Genomic DNA, 17,516 nt, shown 5'->3' with positions numbered 1-17,516 from the left:
ATGGCCACCGTGACCGCCTTGAAATCCGCCCCTGACACGCCGCTGCTGGAAGTCGACGGCGTCAGCCTCGAATACCGCACGCCGGCCCGCGTGGTGCGCGCCACCCACCAGGTCAGCCTGAACGTGTTCGAGGCCGACCGCTTTGTGCTGCTGGGTGCCTCCGGCTGCGGCAAGTCGACCCTGCTGAAAGCCATGGCCGGCTTCATCGCACCCGTGGAAGGCGAGATCCGCATCGCCGGCCGCAAGGTGACACAGCCCGGGCCCGACCGCATCGTGGTGTTCCAGGAATTCGACCAGTTGCCGCCGTGGAAGACCGTGCTCGACAACGTGGCGTTTCCGCTGCTGGCATCGCGCACCCTGGGCAAGCAGGAAGCCCATGAGCGCGCGCTGCACTACCTGGACAAGGTCGGCCTCTCGGCCTTCGCCAAGGCCTACCCGAACACCTTGTCGGGCGGCATGAAGCAGCGCGTGGCGATCGCCCGCGCGCTGGCCATGCAGCCCAAAGTCTTGCTGATGGACGAGCCCTTTGCCGCGCTGGACGCACTGACCCGGCGCAAGATGCAGGAAGAGCTGCTGGCGCTGTGGGACGAGGTGCGTTTCACCCTGGTTTTCGTCACCCACTCGATCGAGGAAGCACTGGTGGTGGGCAACCGTATCGGCCTGCTGTCGCCGCACCCGGGCCGGGTCCGCGCCGAGATCAACAGCCACGACTTCGGCATGCACAGCCAGGGCGGCGCCGAGTTCCAGGCCGCCGCGCAGCGCATCCACCGCCTGCTGTTCAACGAAGAAGTAGACGGCAGCCCGACCCCCGCCAATGAATTGCCCCGAAAGATTGCATGACTGCGCTGAACCCGCCCATCCGGGCCGAATACGAACGCGTGCTCGAGGCCCTGCCCGACACCCATGTGGAGCGCCTGCTGCCCTGGACGGCCCGCGTCTGGGAGCAGGCCTGGCTGCGCCGCGGCCTGATCCTGCTGGCGCTGCTGATCCTCTGGGAAATCGTGGCCCGCATCCAGAACAACGACCTGCTGCTGCCCACCGCGCTGCAGACCGCGCACGCGCTGGTCGACGGCCTGGCCAGCGGCGAACTCATTACCAAGACCCGCATCTCGCTGAGCCTGCTGCTGCAAGGCTATATCGGTGGCGTCATCGCCGCCTTTGTGCTGACCACGCTGGCGGTATCGACCCAATTCGGCCGTGACTTGCTGGCGACGCTGACGGCCATGCTGAACCCGCTGCCGGCCATCGCGCTGCTACCGCTGGCCCTGCTGTGGTTCGGCCTGGGCCAGGGCAGCCTGGTGTTTGTGCTGATCCATTCGGTGCTGTGGCCGCTGGCCTTGAACACCTACGCCGGCTTCCAGGCCGTGCCTGAGACCCTACGCATGGCCGGGCGCAACTACGGCCTGAAGGGCTTGCGCTATGTGCTGCAGATCCTGGTGCCGGCCGCCCTGCCGTCCATCCTGGCCGGGCTGAAGATCAGCTGGGCGTTTGCCTGGCGCACCTTGATCGCAGCCGAGCTGGTGTTCGGCGCATCCTCAGGCAAGGGCGGTCTGGGCTGGTTCATCTTCCAGAACCGCAACGAGCTGTTTACCGACCGCGTATTCGCCGGCCTGGTGATGGTCATTGCCATCGGCCTGCTGGTCGAAAGCCTGGTGTTCCAGACGCTGGAGCGCGTCACCGTGCGCCGCTGGGGCATGCAGCGCTAAGCCATGGCAACTACACCCTACTTTCCTCCGCTGTTCGCGGAAGATTTTGGCGCATTCACGCCCACCGTTCTGTCCGTCGCCACAGCGCTGGCGGCCACTGCTGCGGTGCGCGACAAGGCCGGTGGCACGGCGCTGGCCGAACGCCAGCTGCTGCGCGACAGCGGCCTGCTGACTTTGGCTGTGCCGCAGGCCTTCGGCGGCCAGGGCGCGGCATGGCCGTTGATTTTCCGCATGGTGCGGCGTCTCGCGCAGGCCGATAGCTCACTCGCCCATCTGTTCGGCTTCCAGCAGCTGCAGGTGGCCAGCGTGCTGCTGTTCGGCTCGCCCGCGCAGCAAGACCGCTGGCTGGGCGCGACCGTGGGCCAGAACTGGTTCTGGGGCAATGCGGTGAATGCGCGCGACACCCGGCTGCAGGTCACGCGTACCGAGGGCGGCTGGCTGCTGGACGGCATCAAGGCCTTCTGCTCGGGCGCGCAGGACTCCGACGTGCTGAACGTCTCGGTGGCCACCGGCCCGGAGCCCAAGGACCGGCTTTACCTAGTGCTGCCGACGGGCCGCACAGGCATCCAGGTGAATGCCGACTGGGACAATATGGGCCAGCGCCAGACCGACAGCGGCACGGTCGAATTCCGCCAGGTATTTGCCGCCGACCACGAGGTGCTGGGCCCGCCCGGTGCGGCCTCCAGCCCGCGGGCGACGCTGCGCAACACCATCGGGCAGACCATCCTGACCGAGATCTACCTGGGCAACGCCCAGGGCGCGCTGATCGAAGCGATCGACTACACGCGGACCCAGGCCCAGCCCTGGGTGATGGCCGGCGTGGACCGGTCTGTAGAGGACCCGTTGCTGCAGCTGCGCACCGGCGAGATGTGGGCCACGCTGCGCGCCGCGGTGGCGCTGGCCGAAGAAGCCAACACAGCGTTCCAGCAGGCCTGGGAACAGGGACTGGACCTGAACGAAACCCAGCGTGGCGAAGTCGGCATGCTGGTGGCAGCCGCGCGCACCACGGCAGCCCGGGCGGCGCTGCAGATCACCTCGCAGATTTTTGAATTGATGGGCGCGCGGGCCACGACGGCCCGCTATGGCTTTGACCGCTACTGGCGCAATGTGAGGGTGCACACCCTGCACGACCCGCTGGACTACCGCAGCAAGGAGATGGGCCGCTGGCTGTTTACGGCAGAGCCACCCAACCCTTACGGCTACGGTTGAAACTGGCTACGCTACCAATTTAAGAGCAGACTTCGCAGTACTTACCTGCGCGGGAAAGCGTTTTTCTATAGAAGCTTCGATACCGGTGGCGTCCAGGCCTTGCATGGCCATCAGCTTGACCGGGTCACCGTGCTCGATAAAGGTATCGGACAGGCCGAGTTGCAGCACCGGCACGGTAATGCCCGCGGCCTGCAGCGCCTCCAGCACCGCGCTGCCGGCGCCGCCCATCACGGCTCCGTCTTCCACCGTCACCAGCGCGGCATGGCTGGCGGCGACTTGCAGCAGCAAGTCCACATCCAGCGGCTTGGCCCAGCGCATGTTCACCACGGTCGCGTCCAGCTTCTCGGCCACGGCCAGCGCCGGGTACAGCAAGGTGCCGAAAGCCAGGATGGCGATACCCGAAGCCTGTTTGCTGTGGCGGCGGATTTCGCCCTTGCCGTAGGGCAGCGGCTGCAGGCCGGCTTCCATGGCCGCACCGGCCCCTGCGCCCCGCGGGTAGCGCACGGCGACCGGGTTGGGCTGGGCAAACGCGCTGCTCAGCAGGCGCCGGCATTCGTTCTCGTCGGCCGGGCAGGCCACGCCCATGTTCGGGATGCAGCGCAGGAACGGAATGTCGTAAGCCCCCGCGTGGGTGGCGCCATCGGCACCCACCAGGCCCGCGCGGTCCAGCGCGAACACCACCGGCAGATTCTGCAAGGCCACGTCGTGGATCAGCTGGTCGTAGGCGCGCTGCAAAAAGGTCGAATAAATCGCCACCACCGGCTTCAGGCCTTCGCAGGCCAGGCCGGCGGCAAAGGTCACTGCATGCTGCTCGGCGATGCCTACGTCGTAGTAGCGCTGGGGGTAGCGCTTCTCGAACTCCACCAGGCCCGAGCCTTCGCGCATCGCGGGCGTAATGCCGACCAGCCGCTGGTCCTGCGCCGCCATGTCGCACAGCCAGTTGCCGAACACCTGGGTGAAGGTGGGCTTGCCGGCGCCGCTGGCCTTTTGCAGGCCGACGGCCGGGTCGAACTTGCCCGGGCCGTGGTAGGCCACGGGGTCGGCCTCGGCCAGCTTGTAGCCCTGGCCCTTCTTGGTGACCACGTGCAGGAACTGCGGACCGGTCAGGTGCTTGATGTTTTCCAGCGTCGGGATCAGCGACTCCAGGTCGTGGCCGTCGATAGGGCCGATGTAGTTGAAACCGAACTGCTCGAATAGCGTGGCCGGCACCACCATGCCCTTGGCATGCTGCTCCAGGCGCCGGGCCAGCTCGAACAGCGGCGGCGCGCCCTTCAGCACCTGCTTGCCGACGTTCTTGGCCGCGGCGTAGAACTGCCCACTCATCAGCTGTGCCAGGTAGCGGTTCAGCGCGCCTACTGGCGGGCTGATGCTCATGTCGTTGTCGTTCAGGATCACCAGCAGATTGCAGTCGCAGACGCCGGCGTTGTTCAGCGCCTCGAAGGCCATGCCGGCGCTCATCGCACCGTCGCCGATGATGGCCACGCTGTGGCGCTTGTCGCCCTTTTGCTTGGCTGCCATGGCCATGCCCAGGGCGGCGGAGATCGAGGTGCTGGAATGCGCGGTGCCGAACGCATCGAACGGGCTTTCCGAGCGGGTCGGGAAGCCCGACAAACCGCCCAGCTGGCGCAGCGAAGCCATGCGCTCGCGCCGGCCGGTGAGGATCTTGTGCGGATAGGTCTGGTGGCCCACGTCCCAGACCAGCCGGTCTTCGGGGGTGTTGAACACGTAGTGCAGCGCCACCGTCAACTCCACCGTGCCCAGGTTCGAGCTCAGGTGGCCGCCGGTTTTGGACACGCTGTCGATCACGAAGGCGCGCAGCTCGTCGGCCAGCGGCTTCAGCTCGGCACGCGGCAGGCGGCGCAGATCGGCCGGCTCGTTGATGGTTTCCAGCAGTGGGTAAGACGCAGGGTTCATAGTTTTTTCTTCAGGCAGCCACCGTCTAGCTAGACCGGTTGACCACCATATCTGCCAGCGCGCGCAGCGCCTGGGTGTTGGGTAAGTCGCTGGCATCCAGCGCGTGCAGCGCCTGGGCCAGCAGTTCCTGGGCGTAGGCCAGCGAACGGTCGAGGCCGAGCAGCGAAACGTAGGTGGGTTTGTCCTGGGCGGCATCCTTGCCGGCGGTTTTGCCCAGGGTGGCGGAATCGGCGGTCACATCCAGGATGTCGTCCACCACCTGGAAGGCCAGGCCCAGGGCCGCGCCGTAGGTTTGCAGTGCGGTATGGGTGGCCTGGGGCAGAACACGGGCGGTGCAGACCGCACCCATCATCACGCTGCCCTGCAGCAGGGCGCCGGTCTTCAGGCGGTGCATGCAGCGCAGCTCGTCTTCGGTCAGCGCCAGGCCGATGCTGGCCAGGTCGATGGCCTGGCCACCGGCCATGCCCTGGTAGCCCGCAGCCTGGGCCAGCAAACGGCACAGCGTGGCCTGCACACTGGCCGGAGCCTCGCTGTCGGCCGGGGTCAGCAGTTCGAACGCCAGAGCCTGCAGGGCGTCGCCGGCCAGCAGGGCCTGGGCTTCGCCGAACTGCACATGCACCGTGGGCTTGCCGCGGCGCAGGATGTCGTTGTCCATGCACGGCATATCGTCGTGCACCAGGGAATAGGCGTGGATCAGTTCGACCGCGCAGGCGGCGCGCAGCGCGGCATCGTTCAGCCCCACGGTCGCGGCAGCCGGCTCGCCAGCGGCCACGGCTTCGCGCGCGGCCAGTACCAGCAAGGGCCGCAGGCGCTTGCCGCCGTCCAGCACCGCGTAGCGCATGCCTTCGCGCAAAGCGGCCGGAGCCGGGTGTTCGGCATCGACCACGCCGCCGGCGGCGACCCAGTCGCTCAGCGCCTGTTCGACCCGGGCCAGCTCGGTCGCGCTCCAGCGCGGCAAATCAAATACCGCGGGGGTCATTCTTGGGTCCAGGGTTTGAGCACGCCTTGGTCCAGCACCTTGATCTGCTGTTCCACCGCCTCCAGCTTGTCACGGCAGAACTGCAGCAGCTGGGCACCCCGCTGGTAGCCGCTGAGCAGCTGCTCCAGCGGCAACTGGCCCGATTCAAGCTGACCGACCAGCTGTTCCAGCTCGATCTGGGCGGCTTCGTAGCTGGTGGGCAAGGCCTCTGTGGAAGCGGTCTTATCAGGTTTGGCGGCGGCCTTGGGCATGGATGAGGCGGTCAATCGAATGTAAAGGGAGCGTAGATTTTACGGGCTGGCACCGATATGGCGCCGCCGGCCGACCAAAACCACCCCGGCAGCTACAATCACCCCTCTTTTCGCCAACGGTTGGTATGCCCATCCAACCCTGCCGAAGCCTTTTCCCGCGCGAGTTTCTCGCGTCTAACCTGCCCCTTCATAGGGGGAGTCTCTAGGTCAGGACAACCATGTCTGATTTAAGTCTTCAACTGCAGCAGGCCGCAAGCCAACTACCAGTTTCAAGCTATTTTGATGACGCGCTGTTCCAGCGCGAAGTCGCCACTATCTTCCAGCGGGGGCCACGCTATGTCGGCCACACACTGGCCGTGCCCGAGCTGGGCGACTACTACGCCCTGCCCCAGGAGGGCGACGGCCGGGTGCTGACCCGCACGCCGCGCGGCGTGGAGCTGGTGTCCAACGTCTGCCGGCACCGCCAGGCGGTGATGCTCAAGGGCCGGGGTTCGCTGAACACCACCCAGCAAGGCAGCGCGGGTGGCAATATCGTCTGCCCGCTGCACCGCTGGACCTACAGCGGCGGTAATGGCAGCCCCACCGGCACCCTGCTGGGCGCGCCGCATTTTGCGCAAGACCCGTGTCTGAACCTGAACCAGTACCCGCTGCAGGAATGGAACGGCCTGCTGTTCGAAGGCGCCAGGGACGTCAAGGCCGACCTGGCGGGCATGGGGCCCATCGCCGACCTGGACTTCAGCGGCCACGTGCTCGACCACGTGGAGCTGCACGAGTGCGACTACAACTGGAAGACCTTCATCGAGGTCTATCTGGAGGACTACCACGTGGGCCCGTTCCACCCAGGCCTGGGCGGCTTTGTCACCTGCGACGACCTGCAATGGGAGTTCAAGGACCAGTATTCGGTACAGACCGTCGGCCTGGCCCAGCGCCTGGGCGCGGCCGGCAGCCCGGCCTACCAACGCTGGCAGGATGCCCTGAAAGCTTACAACCAGGGCGCGGCCCCCAAGCACGGCGCGATCTGGCTGACCTACTACCCGAACGTGATGGTCGAGTGGTATCCGCATGTGCTCACCGTGTCGACCCTGCACCCCATCGGCCCGCAGAAGACGTTGAACATGGTGGAGTTCTACTACCCGGAAGAAATCGCCGCTTTCGAGCGCGACTTCGTCGAGGCCCAGCAGGCCGCCTACATGGAGACCTGCGTGGAAGACGACGAGATCGCCCTGCGCATGGACGCCGGCCGCAAGGCCTTGCTGCAGCGCGGCGACAACGAGGTCGGCCCCTACCAAAGCCCGATGGAAGACGGCATGCAGCACTTCCACGAGTGGTACCGGCGCGCAATGGACGCTTCTACGCTATAACTTCCATAGCTGCTTGCGCGGTGAGTGCCTGCGCTAGCGGCCTATTTTTCATAAATTTCTAGAAAGCGCGCCCATGCAGGCACTTTGGATGGTGTTAGCGGCCTTTGTGTTTGCCAGCATGGGGGTCTGCGTGAAGATCGCCTCCGCCGACTTCAACTCGGCCGAGCTGGTGTTCTACCGGGGCCTGATCGGCATGGCCTTCCTGGCCACCCTGGCGCGCGCCCAGGGCGTCAGCCTCAAGACCCGCTACCCCGGCATGCACGCCTGGCGCAGCACCATCGGCGTGGCCTCGCTAGGTGCCTGGTTCTATGCGATCGCCCACCTGCCGCTGGCCACGGCCATGACGCTGAACTACATGAGCAGCGTGTGGATCGCCGCCTTCCTGGTCGGCGGTGCGCTGCTGGCCTGGCGCCCGGGCAGCGGCGCCACCCCGCTGCAGCAAGGCCCGCTGGTGCTGACGGTGATGGCCGGCTTTGTCGGCGTAATCATGGTGCTGCGCCCCAGCCTGGACCAGAACGAGATGTTTGCCGGCCTGATCGGCCTGCTGTCGGGCCTGGGCGCAGCCTTTGCCTATATGCAGGTGATGGCCTTGTCGCGCATCGGCGAGCCCGAGGCGCGCACCGTGTTCTACTTTGCCGTGGGTTCGGCCGTGGCCGGGGGTGTGGGCATGCTGGTGGTCGGCCTGCAATCGGACTGGGACTGGATGGCCGCGGCCTGGCTGCTGCCGATTGGCCTGCTGGCCGCCCTGGGCCAGCTGTTCATGACGCGCGCCTACTCGGGTGCCAAGACCGAGGGCGCGATGCTCACCGTGGCCAGCCTGCAGTATTCGGGTATCGTATTTGCAGCCATCTACAGCCTGGTGCTGTTTGGCGACCGCATCACCGCCATGGGCTGGGCCGGCATGGCGCTGATCACGGCCAGCGGCATCGCCGCCACCGTGCTGCGCTCGCGCGCCGCCCCCAACGCCCCGGCCGAAGAACATTGAAAGGACGACTATGTACACCACCCTCATTTCGGTAGAGCAACTGCAGGCTCTGGAACACAGCGGCCAGCCCTACATGGTGTTCGACTGCAGCTTTGACCTGGTGCAGCCCGACGCGGGCGAACAGCAGTACCGCGCCGCCCACATCCCCGGTGCGGTGTACGCGCATTTGAACGACAACCTCAGTGCGCTGCACGGCAGCGCGGCCGAATCCGGTGGCCGCCACCCGCTGCCGCTGATGGAAGCCTTTGCCACCTGGCTGTCCAGCGTGGGCTTCTCCAACGACATGCAGGCCGTGGTCTACGACCGCAACGGCGTTAACTACGCGGGCCGCCTGTGGTGGATGCTGAAGTGGGCCGGCCATGCGGCCGTGGCGGTACTCGACGGCGGGCTGCAGGCCTGGCAAGCCGCCAGCGGCGCGGTCAACACCGGCACCGAGCCCTCCAAATTCACAACAAACTTCGTTCCTGCGCAATCCCTGGCTGCGCTGGTAGCTACAGAAACCGTAGCAGACAACCTGGGCCGCCCGACCCAGACCATCATCGACGCCCGCGCCACCCCGCGCTTCAAGGGCGAGGTCGAGCCGCTGGACCCGGTAGCCGGCCACATCCCCGGCGCGCTGAACCGCCCGTTCAGCCAGAACCTGGGCCCGGACGGCAAATTCAAGCCCGCGGCCCAGCTGCGCGCCGAGTTCGAAGCCCTGCTGGGCAACCGCGACCCGGCCAGCGTGGTCCACCACTGCGGCAGCGGCGTCAGCGCCAACCCGAACCTGATCGCCATGGAAATCGCCGGCCTCGGCACTACCGGCCTGTATGCCGGCAGCTGGAGCGACTGGTGCAGCGATCCGTCGCGGCCCGTGGCAAAAGGGTAGCCAAAGGCTAAGCAAAGTAAAGCCGGTCATCGGCAAAGGCTGGGCAGGCGTTGCACACTCTGTGTGCCACACAACAGGAGTCTCGCCATGGGAAATCCGCCAATCCGTTGGGCTCCGCCCGCACTCGTGCTCAGCCTGCTACTGGGCGCCTGCGCCAACCCGGGGCCTGCGAAGCCAGTCGCCAGCAACAGCGCGCGGCCGGCCCCGGTGGAGGCCTACAAGCTCACCAACCGCCTGACCTGGGGTGCCAATCTGGCGGCGGTGGACCAGGCCGAATCCCACGGCCTGCCCGACTACCTGGCCCAGCAGCTGCATCCCCAAGCCGCCGTCCTGCCGCCATCGGTACAGCAGCAAATCGCCGCCATGACCATCAGCCAGCGCCCGCTGGACCAGCTGGCGCCCGACATGGAGCAGCGCAACAAGGCTGCCAACGCCACCTTCGACAAAGACGAAGACAAAAAAACCGCCCAGCAGGCCTACCAGCAGGAAATGAACCGCCTGGCCCGCGAGGCCGCCACCCGGCACCTGCTGCGCGCGCTGTACTCGCCGAACCAGGTGCAGGAGCAAATGACCTGGTTCTGGCTGAACCACTTCAACGTCCACATGTACAAGGCCAACCTGCGCGCGATGGTGGGTGACTACGAGGACACCGCCCTGCGCCCCTACGCCTTGGGCAAATTCCGCGACCTGCTGGGTGCCGTGGCCCACCACCCGGCCATGCTGCGCTACCTGGACAACGAGCAGAACGCCGCGAACCGCATCAACGAAAACTACGCGCGCGAGCTGATGGAGCTGCACACCCTGGGCGTGGGCGCTGGCTACACCCAGCAGGACGTGCAGGAAATGGCCCGCGTGCTGACCGGCGTGGGCGTGAACCTGGGCAGCGAGACCCCCAAGGTGCGCAAGGAGCTGCAGGCCGACTATGTGCGCCAAGGCCTGTTCGAGTTCAACCCGAACCGGCACGACTACGGCGCCAAGACCTTGCTCGGCCAACCGATCAAGGCCCGCGGCCTGGCCGAGCTGGACGAGGCGCTGGACCGCCTGGCCCGCCACCCGGCCACCGCGCACTTCATCAGCCGCAAGCTCGCGCAGTACTGGCTGAGCGATACGCCGCCACCCGCATTGGTGGAGCGCATGGCGCAAAGCTTTCTGCGCAGCGACGGCGACATCGCGGTCACCCTGCAAACCCTGCTGTCCTCGTCTGAGTACGCGCAGGGTGCGGGGCAGAAGTTCAAGGACCCGATCCACTACGTGGTGTCGGCCGTGCGGCTGGCGTATGACGACAAGCCCATCCTCAACGTCGGCCCCATGCTCACCTGGCTGAACCGCATGGGCCAGCCGCTGTACGGCCGGCAAACGCCCGACGGCTATGCGCTGGACACCGCAGCTTGGTCCAGCCCTGGCCAGATGGCCACTCGCTTCGAGATCGCCAAGGCCATAGGCTCGGGCAACGCCGGCCTGTTCAAGACCGAGGGCCCGCAGCCCATGGAGCAGCCGGCATTTCCGCAGCTGGCCACCGCGCTCTACTACCGCGCCGTGGCCCAGACCCTGGGCCCGAACACCCAGACCGCGCTGGCCCAGGCCACCTCGCCGCAGGAGTGGAACAGCTTCCTGCTGTCGTCGCCTGAGTTGATGCACAGGTAAAGGAGACCCCATGCAACGCCGCCACCTACTCCAATCGCTCACCGCCCTGCCCTTGCTGAATGCCGGGCAGTTGTTTGCCGCGCCCGCCGCGCAGTCGCGCCTGCTGTTCGTCTTTCTGCGCGGGGCTTACGACGCGGCGAACCTGCTGGTGCCGACCTCCAGTGACTTCTACTACGCGTCCCGCCCCGACATCGCCGTGCCCCGTCCGGGTGCCGACCTGAACAGCGCCATCGCGCTGAACGCCGACTGGGGTCTGCACCCGGCGCTGCGCGACACGGTGTATCCACTGTTCCAGAAGGGCGAGGCCAGCTTCATCCCGTTCGCCGGCACCGACGACGTATCGCGCAGCCACTTCGAAACCCAGGACAGCATCGAGCTCGGCCAGCCGCTTACCGGCCCGAAGAACTACCGCTCCGGCTTCATGAACCGGCTGGCGTCGGTGATCAACGGCGCCGAGCCCATGGCCTTTACCGACAGCCTGCCGCTGGTGATGCAAGGCAGTGTGCAAGTGCCCAACACCGCCCTCAAGTCGCTGGCCAAGCCCGCGGTAGACCCGCGCCAGACGGCCATCATCGCCGCCATGTACAAAGGAACCGAGCTGTCCAGCCGCGTCACCGACGGCTTTGCGGTGCGCGACGAGGTGGCCCGCGAACTCAGCAGCGAAATGATGGCCGCCAGCCGCGGCGCCATCAACGCCAAGGGCTTCGAGCTGGAGGCCCAGCGCATCGCCCGGCTGATGAAGGAGCGCTACAACCTGGGCTTTGTCGACGTGGGCGGCTGGGACACGCATGTGAACCAGGGCGGTGCCAGCGGCTACCTGGCCTCGCGTCTGGAAGAGCTGGGCCGCGGCCTGGCCACTTTTGCGCAGGAGATGGGCCCGGCCTGGCGCAACACCACGGTGGTGGTGGCCAGCGAGTTCGGCCGCACCTTCCGGCAGAACGGCAACCGCGGCACCGACCACGGCCACGGCTCAGTCTACTGGGTGCTGGGCGGTGGACTGCACGGTGGCAAGATCGCCGGCGAGCAGCAGAAGGTGGAGCAAGCCAGCCTGTTCCAGAACCGCGACTACCCGGTGCTCAACGAATACCGTGCGGTGATGGGTGGCCTGTTTGCGCGGCAGTTTGGCTTGAACAGCAAACAGCTGGAGCAGGTGTTTGCGGGCGTGAAGCCGATAGACATCCGGCTGGTGTGAGCCAGCAGCCGGGTGCCATCGAAAGTCACTTCTTCACGGTATCTTCCAGGAAGAAGCGGCCCAGCGGATTTTGGTAGAAGCCAGTGATGTTTTTACGGCTGACGTTGCGGTAAGGGCTGTAGTACAGGTCGATCCAGTTCACATCGGCTTTGGCCATCTTCTGCAAATCGATGTACATCTGCTCGCGCTTCTTGGCATTCATTTCCAGACGCGCGGCTGCCACCAGGGCTTTCACCTTGTCGTTCTGGTAGCGCGTCATGTAGTTCAGGTTGGAGTCATGGCCCAGCGTGAAAGTCGTTTTCTGGTCGGGGTCGAGAATGTCATTGGTCCAGTACATCACCGAGATGTCGTAGTCACCGGCCACCAGCATGTCCCAGCTTTGGCTGGGGTCCACCTTTTGCAGATTGATCTTCACGCCCACTTTGGACAACTGCTGCTGTAACAGCACGGCGATCTGCTCGTCCACCTCGTCGCCTGCATTGACGATGTATTTCAGGTTCAGATTGGTAGCACCCGCATCAGCCAGCATTTTTCGGGCTTTGTCGGGGTCGTAGGGGCGGCGCAGGTTGTCGGCATAGTGGAAGAGCGCGCCTTTGGGAATATAGGAGTTGGCAACCTGGCCATAACCAAACGAGACCGTCTTGACGATGGTGTCTTTGTCGATCGCCATGTCCAACGCTTGCCGCACCGCAACCTTGCCCAGCGCGCCATGCGAATGGTTGATCAACAGGTGGTCTTCGCGGGTGGATACGTCCAGCGCCACTTTCAAATTCGCATCTTTCTGCAGGGATGCAATCCGCGAAAACGGCACGCTCAATGCTGCGTCCAGTTCACCCGCCTGGACCTTCAGCATGCGGGTGTTGTCATCGGGGATAGTGAGCCAATCCACGCCGTCCAGTTTGACCTTGTCGGCCTGCCAGAAATACGGGTTTTTGACCAAGGCGATTTTTTCACCACGGGTCCATTTCTTGACGCTGAAGGCGCCAGAGCCGACGGGACTTTCCGCAAACTTCTCCTCTCCTGCCGCCTTCATGGCTTTCTCTGAAACCACGGACGCATTCGGCAAGGCCAGCTGCGACAAGAACGGCGCGGAAGGCGACTTCAGGGTGATGACCAGGGTGTGGGCATCTGGCGCTTTGGCGGTGTCGATGATGCTGTAGGAGTCGCGCCAGAGCGAGCCCTCGTTGTCACGGATGCGCAGCAGGCTGAAGGCGGCGTCGCCAGCCGTCACGGGTGTGCCATCGGAGAACTTGGCGTTGCGGATTTTGAGGGTGTAGACCTTGCCGTCTGGCGAGACCGTCCAGCTCTCGGCCACACCGGGCTCCAGCTTGGTGCCGGTTTTATCCACCCGCACCAAGGGATCGAAAACGTTGGAGAACACCCAGTTGTCGGCGTTCTGGGCCGACTTGATCGGGTCAAAGGTGGTGCTGTCTTCACGCCGGCCAATGCTCAACACGCCCGCTGCCTGCGCAGCCTCGTTGGCCAAGCAAGCCAGCAATAGCAGGCCCACAGCGGCCGTCTTAGTCAGTCTTAGTTTCATTTCACAACTCCTTGGTTAACGAACTCGCCACCACTGCGATCCAGGACGCAGGCGTAGCCATGGTCGGCAAAATGCCGGGTTTCGGGGGCATTCCCACTGCGGCATTGCACCTGGGCTACCGGACAGCGGGGGTGGAAAGCGCATCCCGCAGGCCGCGCAATCGGGCTCGGTGGCTCGCCCACCAAGGCACTGCCAGCCAGGGTTTTGTGGGGGTCAATTTCAGGGATCGCCGCAATCAACCCCGCGGTGTAAGGGTGGCGCGGCTGGCTGAACACGGCTTCTACCGGCCCTTCTTCCACGATGCGGCCCAGGTACATCACCGCAACGCGGTCGCACAGGCGGCGCACGATCGCGAGGTCATGGGCGATGAACAGAATCGTCAAACCCTTTTTTTCACGCAGGCTCATCAGCAAATTGATGATCTGACCCTGGATCGACACGTCCAGCGCCGACACGCATTCGTCCGCAACAATCAGTTGGGGTTCAATGGCCAAGGCCCTGGCAATGCCGGCACGTTGGCACTGGCCGCCGCTGAGCGCGTGCGGGCGGCGCTTGCCATGCTCGGGGCGTAAGCCAACCTCGGCCAATAGCTCGTCCACCCGCGCGGGTATGCGGTCTTTGGGCACCTTGCGGTGGACGCGCAGCACTTCTGCAATGCTTTCGCCAATGGTCTGCCTGGGATTGAGCGAGGCAAAAGGGTCCTGAAAAACCATCGCCATTTGCTGGCGCATGCGCGCCATATCGCTTTTCAAACCACCGGTGATGGGCCGCCCCTCAAAGCGGATGCAGCCGCCGCTGATGTTCTCCTGCGGCAGGATGATGGCGCGCCCCAGTGTGCTTTTGCCACTGCCGGACTCGCCCACCAAACCGAGAATTTCCCCCTTGCGCAGTTGCAGATGCACGTCGCTCAGCGCGTGCAGCCAACGCTTCGCCCCAAAGAGCGCACCCGCGACCGGGAACTTGACCGACAGCGCATCAACTTCCAACAGAGGCCATTGGGCATTCAGCATGGCGCCTCCGGTGTGTGCAAATGGCCTAGAGGATGGTGGCAGGCGGCGAGGTGCGTGGCGTCCGTGGGTGTGGTGCGTATGGTGGGCTGTTGTGCCTGGCAGTTTTGCGTGGCGCGCTGGCAGCGTGGATGAAAACGACAACCTGCCGGAAAGTGTTCTGCCACGGGTGGTTGGCCATCGATGGTGACGAGCCGGCCGCGCCCCCCTTCGCTGGCGGGCTGGCAGTCAATCAAGCCTTGCGTGTAGGGGTGGAGCGCGCCCGCCAGCACCTGGTGTTTGCCGCCGGTCTCGCACAAGCGCCCGCCGTACATCACGGCGATACGGTCGCAGGTTTGGGCCACCACACCCAGGTCGTGGGTGATCATCACGATGGCAACACCCAGTGTGTCGCGCAATTCCATCAGCAAACGCAGGATTTGCAGCTGCACCGTGACATCCAGCGCAGTGGTGGGCTCATCCGCAATCAGCAGCTTGGGCTCTGGCGCGAGCGCTACCGCAATCATTGCGCGCTGGCGCATGCCGCCCGAGAACTCGTGCGGGTAGCTCTTCACCCGCTGCGCAGGATCGGGGATGCCCACCTTGCGCAATAGCTCTACGGCGTCGGCCATCGCCTGGCGCGCACTCGCTCCAAAATGCAGGCGCCGACTTTCCGCGATCTGCGCACCGATGCTCATGATCGGGTTCAGATGACTGGAAGGATTTTGAAAAATCATCCCGATCTCACGCCCACGTATCTTCGCCATCTGGCGTTCGGTCATGGCCAGAATGTTCTGCCCCTGCAGCAGAACTTCCCCACCCGCAATCCGCAGGGCATCCGGTGGGAGCAGGCGCATCAAGGCGCGGCAACTCACAGTCTTCCCGGAGCCACTTTCGCCCACCAATCCGAGCATCTCGCCTGCGTTCAGGCTGAAAGAAACGTCGTCGACCAGAGCAATGCCTTGCCGATTGGCGACACTGAGATGGGAAACCTGCAGCAGCGTCATGCGCGCTCTCCCAGTTTTTCGCCAATGCCGTCGGCCAGCAGGCTGAAGCCCAAGGCCAGCACCACAATCGCCAATCCAGGGAAAGCCGTGATCCACCAGGCCGTGGTAATGAAACTTTGCCCCTCGGCCACCATCACGCCCCACTCGGCCGTGGGCGGCTGCACGCCCAGGCCGAGATAGCTGACGGCTGCACCGCTCAACAGCACCAGCACGCAGTCGGACATGGAAAAAACCAGTGCACTGGCCAGCGCGTTGGGCAACAGATGGACAAACAGAATCCGCAGATGGCCGTAGCCCAGGCTGCGCGCGGCCAGAATGAAGTCCTGGTGCTTCAGCATCAACACCTGGGAGCGCACCAGACGCGCATAAGACACCCAGCCCACCAATGCCATCGCAATATAAAAACTGATCAATCCCGGGCCCAGAATGGCGATGATGGCAAGCATCAGCACCAAAAAAGGGAATGCCAGAACGATGTCGATACAGCGCATCACCAAGGCATCCACGGCGCCGCCCACATATCCCGAAAACGCGCCGAGTGTGGTTCCCAGCATGAAGGGAAAGATGACACCGACCACGCACATCTGCAGGTCGACCCGCGCACCCCAGACCACCCGGGAAAAGATGTCGCGGCCAAAGTTGTCGGTACCGAAGAGATAGTTGCCCCCTGGCGCCAGCAGGCTGGCGGCGGGGTCCAGCGCGACGGGGTCAAAGGGGGCAATCCATGGCGCAAAAACGGCCAACAACAGCCACAACACGATGATGGCAGCCCCAAAAACCAAGGTATTCTGGCGCGGCAGCCAGCGCCGGCCAACACCCTGCAGTGCATTTTTCGTACTCATAGCTTGACCCGTGGATCGAGCGAAACAGTGGCCAGGTCGGCCAGCAAATTCACCAGCACGGTGGCCAGCGCGAACACCAATACGACACCTTGCACCACCATGTAGTCGCGGCTGAAGATGGCCTTGACCAGCAACTGCCCCATGCCGGGAATGGCAAACACGCTCTCGATCACCACGGTGCTGCCGATCAACCATCCGACATTGACTGCCAGCAGGTTGATGGTGGGCACCAAAGAATTGGGCATGGCGTGGCGCCAGAAAATGCGCGACACAGGCTGCCCTCGGGCCCGCGCCGCCGTGGCGTAGTCGCTGCCCATTTCCGCGATCAGGCTGGCCCGCAGGTTGCGGATCAGCACCGCAGCCAATGCCAGCGCCACCGTCAGGCACGGCAGCACCATGTGGTGCAGTTGCTCCAGCCAGGTATCGCCATAACCGGATACCGGAAACCACCCCAGCGTGATGCTGAACAGCAGAATCATCATGATGCCCAGCCAGAAGGCAGGGAATCCCAGCCCGCCCGTGGAGAGCAGCCGTATCAGGTGGTCCGCCAGCCTGCCTTGTTGGCGCGCGGCGATCGCAGCCAGCGGTATGGTCAGCAGCACCGCCAGCAGTACGCTGCCGCCAATGAGCCACAGGGTCGGCTCCATGCGCGAGAAAATCAGCTTCAGGGTATCGACCCGGTAAATGATCGATTTGCCCAATTCACCGTTGAGCAGGTTGCGCAAGAAGTAAAAGTATTGCAGCCACAAGGGCTCATCCAGGCCGAACTGTGCCCTCACCCGGGCCAGCGCAGCGGGTGTGCTGCGCACGCCCAGCAGTATGCGGGCGGGGTCGCCGGGAATGCTGCGCACCATCACAAAAGTCAGCAAGCTGATACCCAATAGCACGGGCAATAGCTGCAGCGGTCGAAACAATAGAAAACGATATCGGTGCATATTCATTCTTTCGCGGCAAGCAGATGGCCCAAGCCTCGGTGCGCTATCGAAGTCATGTTCCGTGCCAGCATGCTATGCATGCTGTTGGTGCAAGGCC

General features: G+C 64.8%; 16 protein-coding genes. 8 read left to right on the top strand and 8 right to left on the bottom strand.

Annotated elements, in window-relative coordinates; genetic code table 11:
• The 3 genes from J2X19_RS02235 to J2X19_RS02225 are packed head-to-tail and all read left to right on the top strand — an operon-like array spanning nucleotide 1 to nucleotide 2,915.
• Nucleotides 1-840: an ABC transporter ATP-binding protein gene (locus J2X19_RS02235; RefSeq protein WP_310370244.1), complete on the top strand. Its 840-nt coding sequence runs from the start codon at nucleotides 1-3 to the stop codon at nucleotides 838-840.
• Nucleotides 837-1,706 carry an ABC transporter permease gene (locus tag J2X19_RS02230; RefSeq protein WP_310370242.1) on the top strand — a complete coding sequence of 290 codons (870 nt, stop codon included), beginning with the start codon at nucleotides 837-839 and terminating at the stop codon, nucleotides 1,704-1,706. The genes J2X19_RS02235 and J2X19_RS02230 overlap by 4 nt, the downstream gene beginning before the upstream one ends.
• 3 nt (nucleotides 1,707-1,709) lie before the next feature.
• Nucleotides 1,710-2,915, top strand: coding sequence for an acyl-CoA dehydrogenase family protein (locus J2X19_RS02225; protein ID WP_310370240.1), 1,206 nt, complete (start codon nucleotides 1,710-1,712; stop codon nucleotides 2,913-2,915).
• Nucleotides 2,916-2,921: 6 nt separating this feature from the next.
• Here the strand turns inward: J2X19_RS02225 and dxs are convergent, their stop codons facing one another.
• From dxs to J2X19_RS02210, 3 genes are read right to left on the bottom strand one after another with little or no spacing between them, the layout of a single operon-like run.
• A complete protein-coding gene (gene dxs, locus J2X19_RS02220; protein ID WP_310370238.1) occupies nucleotides 2,922-4,829 on the bottom strand; it encodes a 1-deoxy-D-xylulose-5-phosphate synthase in 1,908 nt (635 codons plus the stop codon).
• 25 nt (nucleotides 4,830-4,854) lie between these two features.
• On the bottom strand, nucleotides 4,855-5,808 hold the full coding sequence (locus tag J2X19_RS02215; RefSeq protein WP_310370236.1) for a polyprenyl synthetase family protein: 954 nt from the start codon (nucleotides 5,806-5,808) through the stop codon (nucleotides 4,855-4,857).
• Nucleotides 5,805-6,059, bottom strand: coding sequence for an exodeoxyribonuclease VII small subunit (locus J2X19_RS02210; RefSeq protein ID WP_310370234.1), 255 nt, complete (start codon nucleotides 6,057-6,059; stop codon nucleotides 5,805-5,807). Before J2X19_RS02210 ends, J2X19_RS02215 begins: the two co-directional genes overlap by 4 nt.
• Nucleotides 6,060-6,277: 218 nt before the next feature.
• Here J2X19_RS02210 and J2X19_RS02205 point away from each other — a divergent pair, with 218 nt between their 5' ends.
• The 5 genes from J2X19_RS02205 to J2X19_RS02185 all read left to right on the top strand — a co-directional run bounded on the left by J2X19_RS02205 (nucleotide 6,278) and on the right by J2X19_RS02185 (nucleotide 12,109).
• On the top strand, nucleotides 6,278-7,420 hold the full coding sequence (locus J2X19_RS02205; RefSeq protein ID WP_310370232.1) for an aromatic ring-hydroxylating oxygenase subunit alpha: 1,143 nt from the start codon (nucleotides 6,278-6,280) through the stop codon (nucleotides 7,418-7,420).
• Between the two features lie 73 nt (nucleotides 7,421-7,493).
• Nucleotides 7,494-8,405: a DMT family transporter gene (locus tag J2X19_RS02200; protein WP_310370230.1), complete on the top strand. Its 912-nt coding sequence runs from the start codon at nucleotides 7,494-7,496 to the stop codon at nucleotides 8,403-8,405.
• A gap of 10 nt (nucleotides 8,406-8,415) precedes the next feature.
• A complete protein-coding gene (locus J2X19_RS02195) occupies nucleotides 8,416-9,273 on the top strand; it encodes a sulfurtransferase (protein WP_310370228.1) in 858 nt (285 codons plus the stop codon).
• Nucleotides 9,274-9,360: 87 nt separating this feature from the next.
• The gene (locus J2X19_RS02190; RefSeq protein ID WP_310370226.1) at nucleotides 9,361-10,917 is read left to right on the top strand and encodes a DUF1800 domain-containing protein; all 1,557 of its coding nucleotides are present in this window, start codon (nucleotides 9,361-9,363) and stop codon (nucleotides 10,915-10,917) included.
• A 10-nt stretch (nucleotides 10,918-10,927) separates the two neighbouring features.
• Complete coding sequence (locus J2X19_RS02185; protein WP_310370224.1) at nucleotides 10,928-12,109, top strand: DUF1501 domain-containing protein; 1,182 nt, start codon at nucleotides 10,928-10,930, stop codon at nucleotides 12,107-12,109.
• Between the two features lie 25 nt (nucleotides 12,110-12,134).
• Here J2X19_RS02185 and J2X19_RS02180 read toward each other — a convergent pair whose 3' ends face one another.
• From J2X19_RS02180 to J2X19_RS02160, 5 genes are read right to left on the bottom strand one after another with little or no spacing between them, the layout of a single operon-like run.
• The gene (locus J2X19_RS02180) at nucleotides 12,135-13,649 is read right to left on the bottom strand and encodes an ABC transporter substrate-binding protein (protein ID WP_310370222.1); all 1,515 of its coding nucleotides are present in this window, start codon (nucleotides 13,647-13,649) and stop codon (nucleotides 12,135-12,137) included.
• Nucleotides 13,646-14,659 carry an ABC transporter ATP-binding protein gene (locus J2X19_RS02175; protein ID WP_310370221.1) on the bottom strand — a complete coding sequence of 338 codons (1,014 nt, stop codon included), beginning with the start codon at nucleotides 14,657-14,659 and terminating at the stop codon, nucleotides 13,646-13,648. Before J2X19_RS02175 ends, J2X19_RS02180 begins: the two co-directional genes overlap by 4 nt.
• Nucleotides 14,653-15,642 carry an ABC transporter ATP-binding protein gene (locus J2X19_RS02170; RefSeq protein ID WP_310370219.1) on the bottom strand — a complete coding sequence of 330 codons (990 nt, stop codon included), beginning with the start codon at nucleotides 15,640-15,642 and terminating at the stop codon, nucleotides 14,653-14,655. The genes J2X19_RS02175 and J2X19_RS02170 overlap by 7 nt, the downstream gene beginning before the upstream one ends.
• Complete coding sequence (locus J2X19_RS02165; RefSeq protein WP_310370217.1) at nucleotides 15,639-16,484, bottom strand: ABC transporter permease; 846 nt, start codon at nucleotides 16,482-16,484, stop codon at nucleotides 15,639-15,641. Before J2X19_RS02165 ends, J2X19_RS02170 begins: the two co-directional genes overlap by 4 nt.
• Nucleotides 16,481-17,419: an ABC transporter permease gene (locus J2X19_RS02160; RefSeq protein WP_310370215.1), complete on the bottom strand. Its 939-nt coding sequence runs from the start codon at nucleotides 17,417-17,419 to the stop codon at nucleotides 16,481-16,483. The genes J2X19_RS02165 and J2X19_RS02160 overlap by 4 nt, the downstream gene beginning before the upstream one ends.
• Nucleotides 17,420-17,516 lie beyond the last annotated feature (97 nt).

This window comes from Rhodoferax ferrireducens (genome assembly GCF_031458075.1).
Taxonomy (GTDB): Bacteria; Pseudomonadota; Gammaproteobacteria; order Burkholderiales; family Burkholderiaceae_C; genus Rhodoferax_B; species Rhodoferax_B ferrireducens_A.
Note: the sequence above shows the minus strand (reverse complement) of the source record. Positions and strands in the feature narration are given on the sequence as shown.

Excerpts from the sequence above, each read along its gene's own strand:
- J2X19_RS02170 (WP_310370219.1), bottom strand. The coding sequence starts at position 15,642 with ATGACGCTGCTGCAGGTTTCCCATCTCAGTGTCGCCAATCGGCAAGGC.
- J2X19_RS02235 (WP_310370244.1), top strand. The coding sequence starts at position 1 with ATGGCCACCGTGACCGCCTTGAAATCCGCCCCTGACACGCCGCTGCTG.
- J2X19_RS02165 (WP_310370217.1), bottom strand. The coding sequence starts at position 16,484 with ATGAGTACGAAAAATGCACTGCAGGGTGTTGGCCGGCGCTGGCTGCCG.
- J2X19_RS02175 (WP_310370221.1), bottom strand. The coding sequence starts at position 14,659 with ATGCTGAATGCCCAATGGCCTCTGTTGGAAGTTGATGCGCTGTCGGTC.
- J2X19_RS02195 (WP_310370228.1), top strand. The coding sequence starts at position 8,416 with ATGTACACCACCCTCATTTCGGTAGAGCAACTGCAGGCTCTGGAACAC.
- J2X19_RS02185 (WP_310370224.1), top strand. The coding sequence starts at position 10,928 with ATGCAACGCCGCCACCTACTCCAATCGCTCACCGCCCTGCCCTTGCTG.
- J2X19_RS02200 (WP_310370230.1), top strand. The coding sequence starts at position 7,494 with ATGCAGGCACTTTGGATGGTGTTAGCGGCCTTTGTGTTTGCCAGCATG.
- dxs (WP_310370238.1), bottom strand. The coding sequence starts at position 4,829 with ATGAACCCTGCGTCTTACCCACTGCTGGAAACCATCAACGAGCCGGCC.
- J2X19_RS02160 (WP_310370215.1), bottom strand. The coding sequence starts at position 17,419 with ATGCACCGATATCGTTTTCTATTGTTTCGACCGCTGCAGCTATTGCCC.
- J2X19_RS02205 (WP_310370232.1), top strand. The coding sequence starts at position 6,278 with ATGTCTGATTTAAGTCTTCAACTGCAGCAGGCCGCAAGCCAACTACCA.
- J2X19_RS02180 (WP_310370222.1), bottom strand. The coding sequence starts at position 13,649 with ATGAAACTAAGACTGACTAAGACGGCCGCTGTGGGCCTGCTATTGCTG.
- J2X19_RS02230 (WP_310370242.1), top strand. The coding sequence starts at position 837 with ATGACTGCGCTGAACCCGCCCATCCGGGCCGAATACGAACGCGTGCTC.
- J2X19_RS02215 (WP_310370236.1), bottom strand. The coding sequence starts at position 5,808 with ATGACCCCCGCGGTATTTGATTTGCCGCGCTGGAGCGCGACCGAGCTG.
- J2X19_RS02210 (WP_310370234.1), bottom strand. The coding sequence starts at position 6,059 with ATGCCCAAGGCCGCCGCCAAACCTGATAAGACCGCTTCCACAGAGGCC.
- J2X19_RS02190 (WP_310370226.1), top strand. The coding sequence starts at position 9,361 with ATGGGAAATCCGCCAATCCGTTGGGCTCCGCCCGCACTCGTGCTCAGC.
- J2X19_RS02225 (WP_310370240.1), top strand. The coding sequence starts at position 1,710 with ATGGCAACTACACCCTACTTTCCTCCGCTGTTCGCGGAAGATTTTGGC.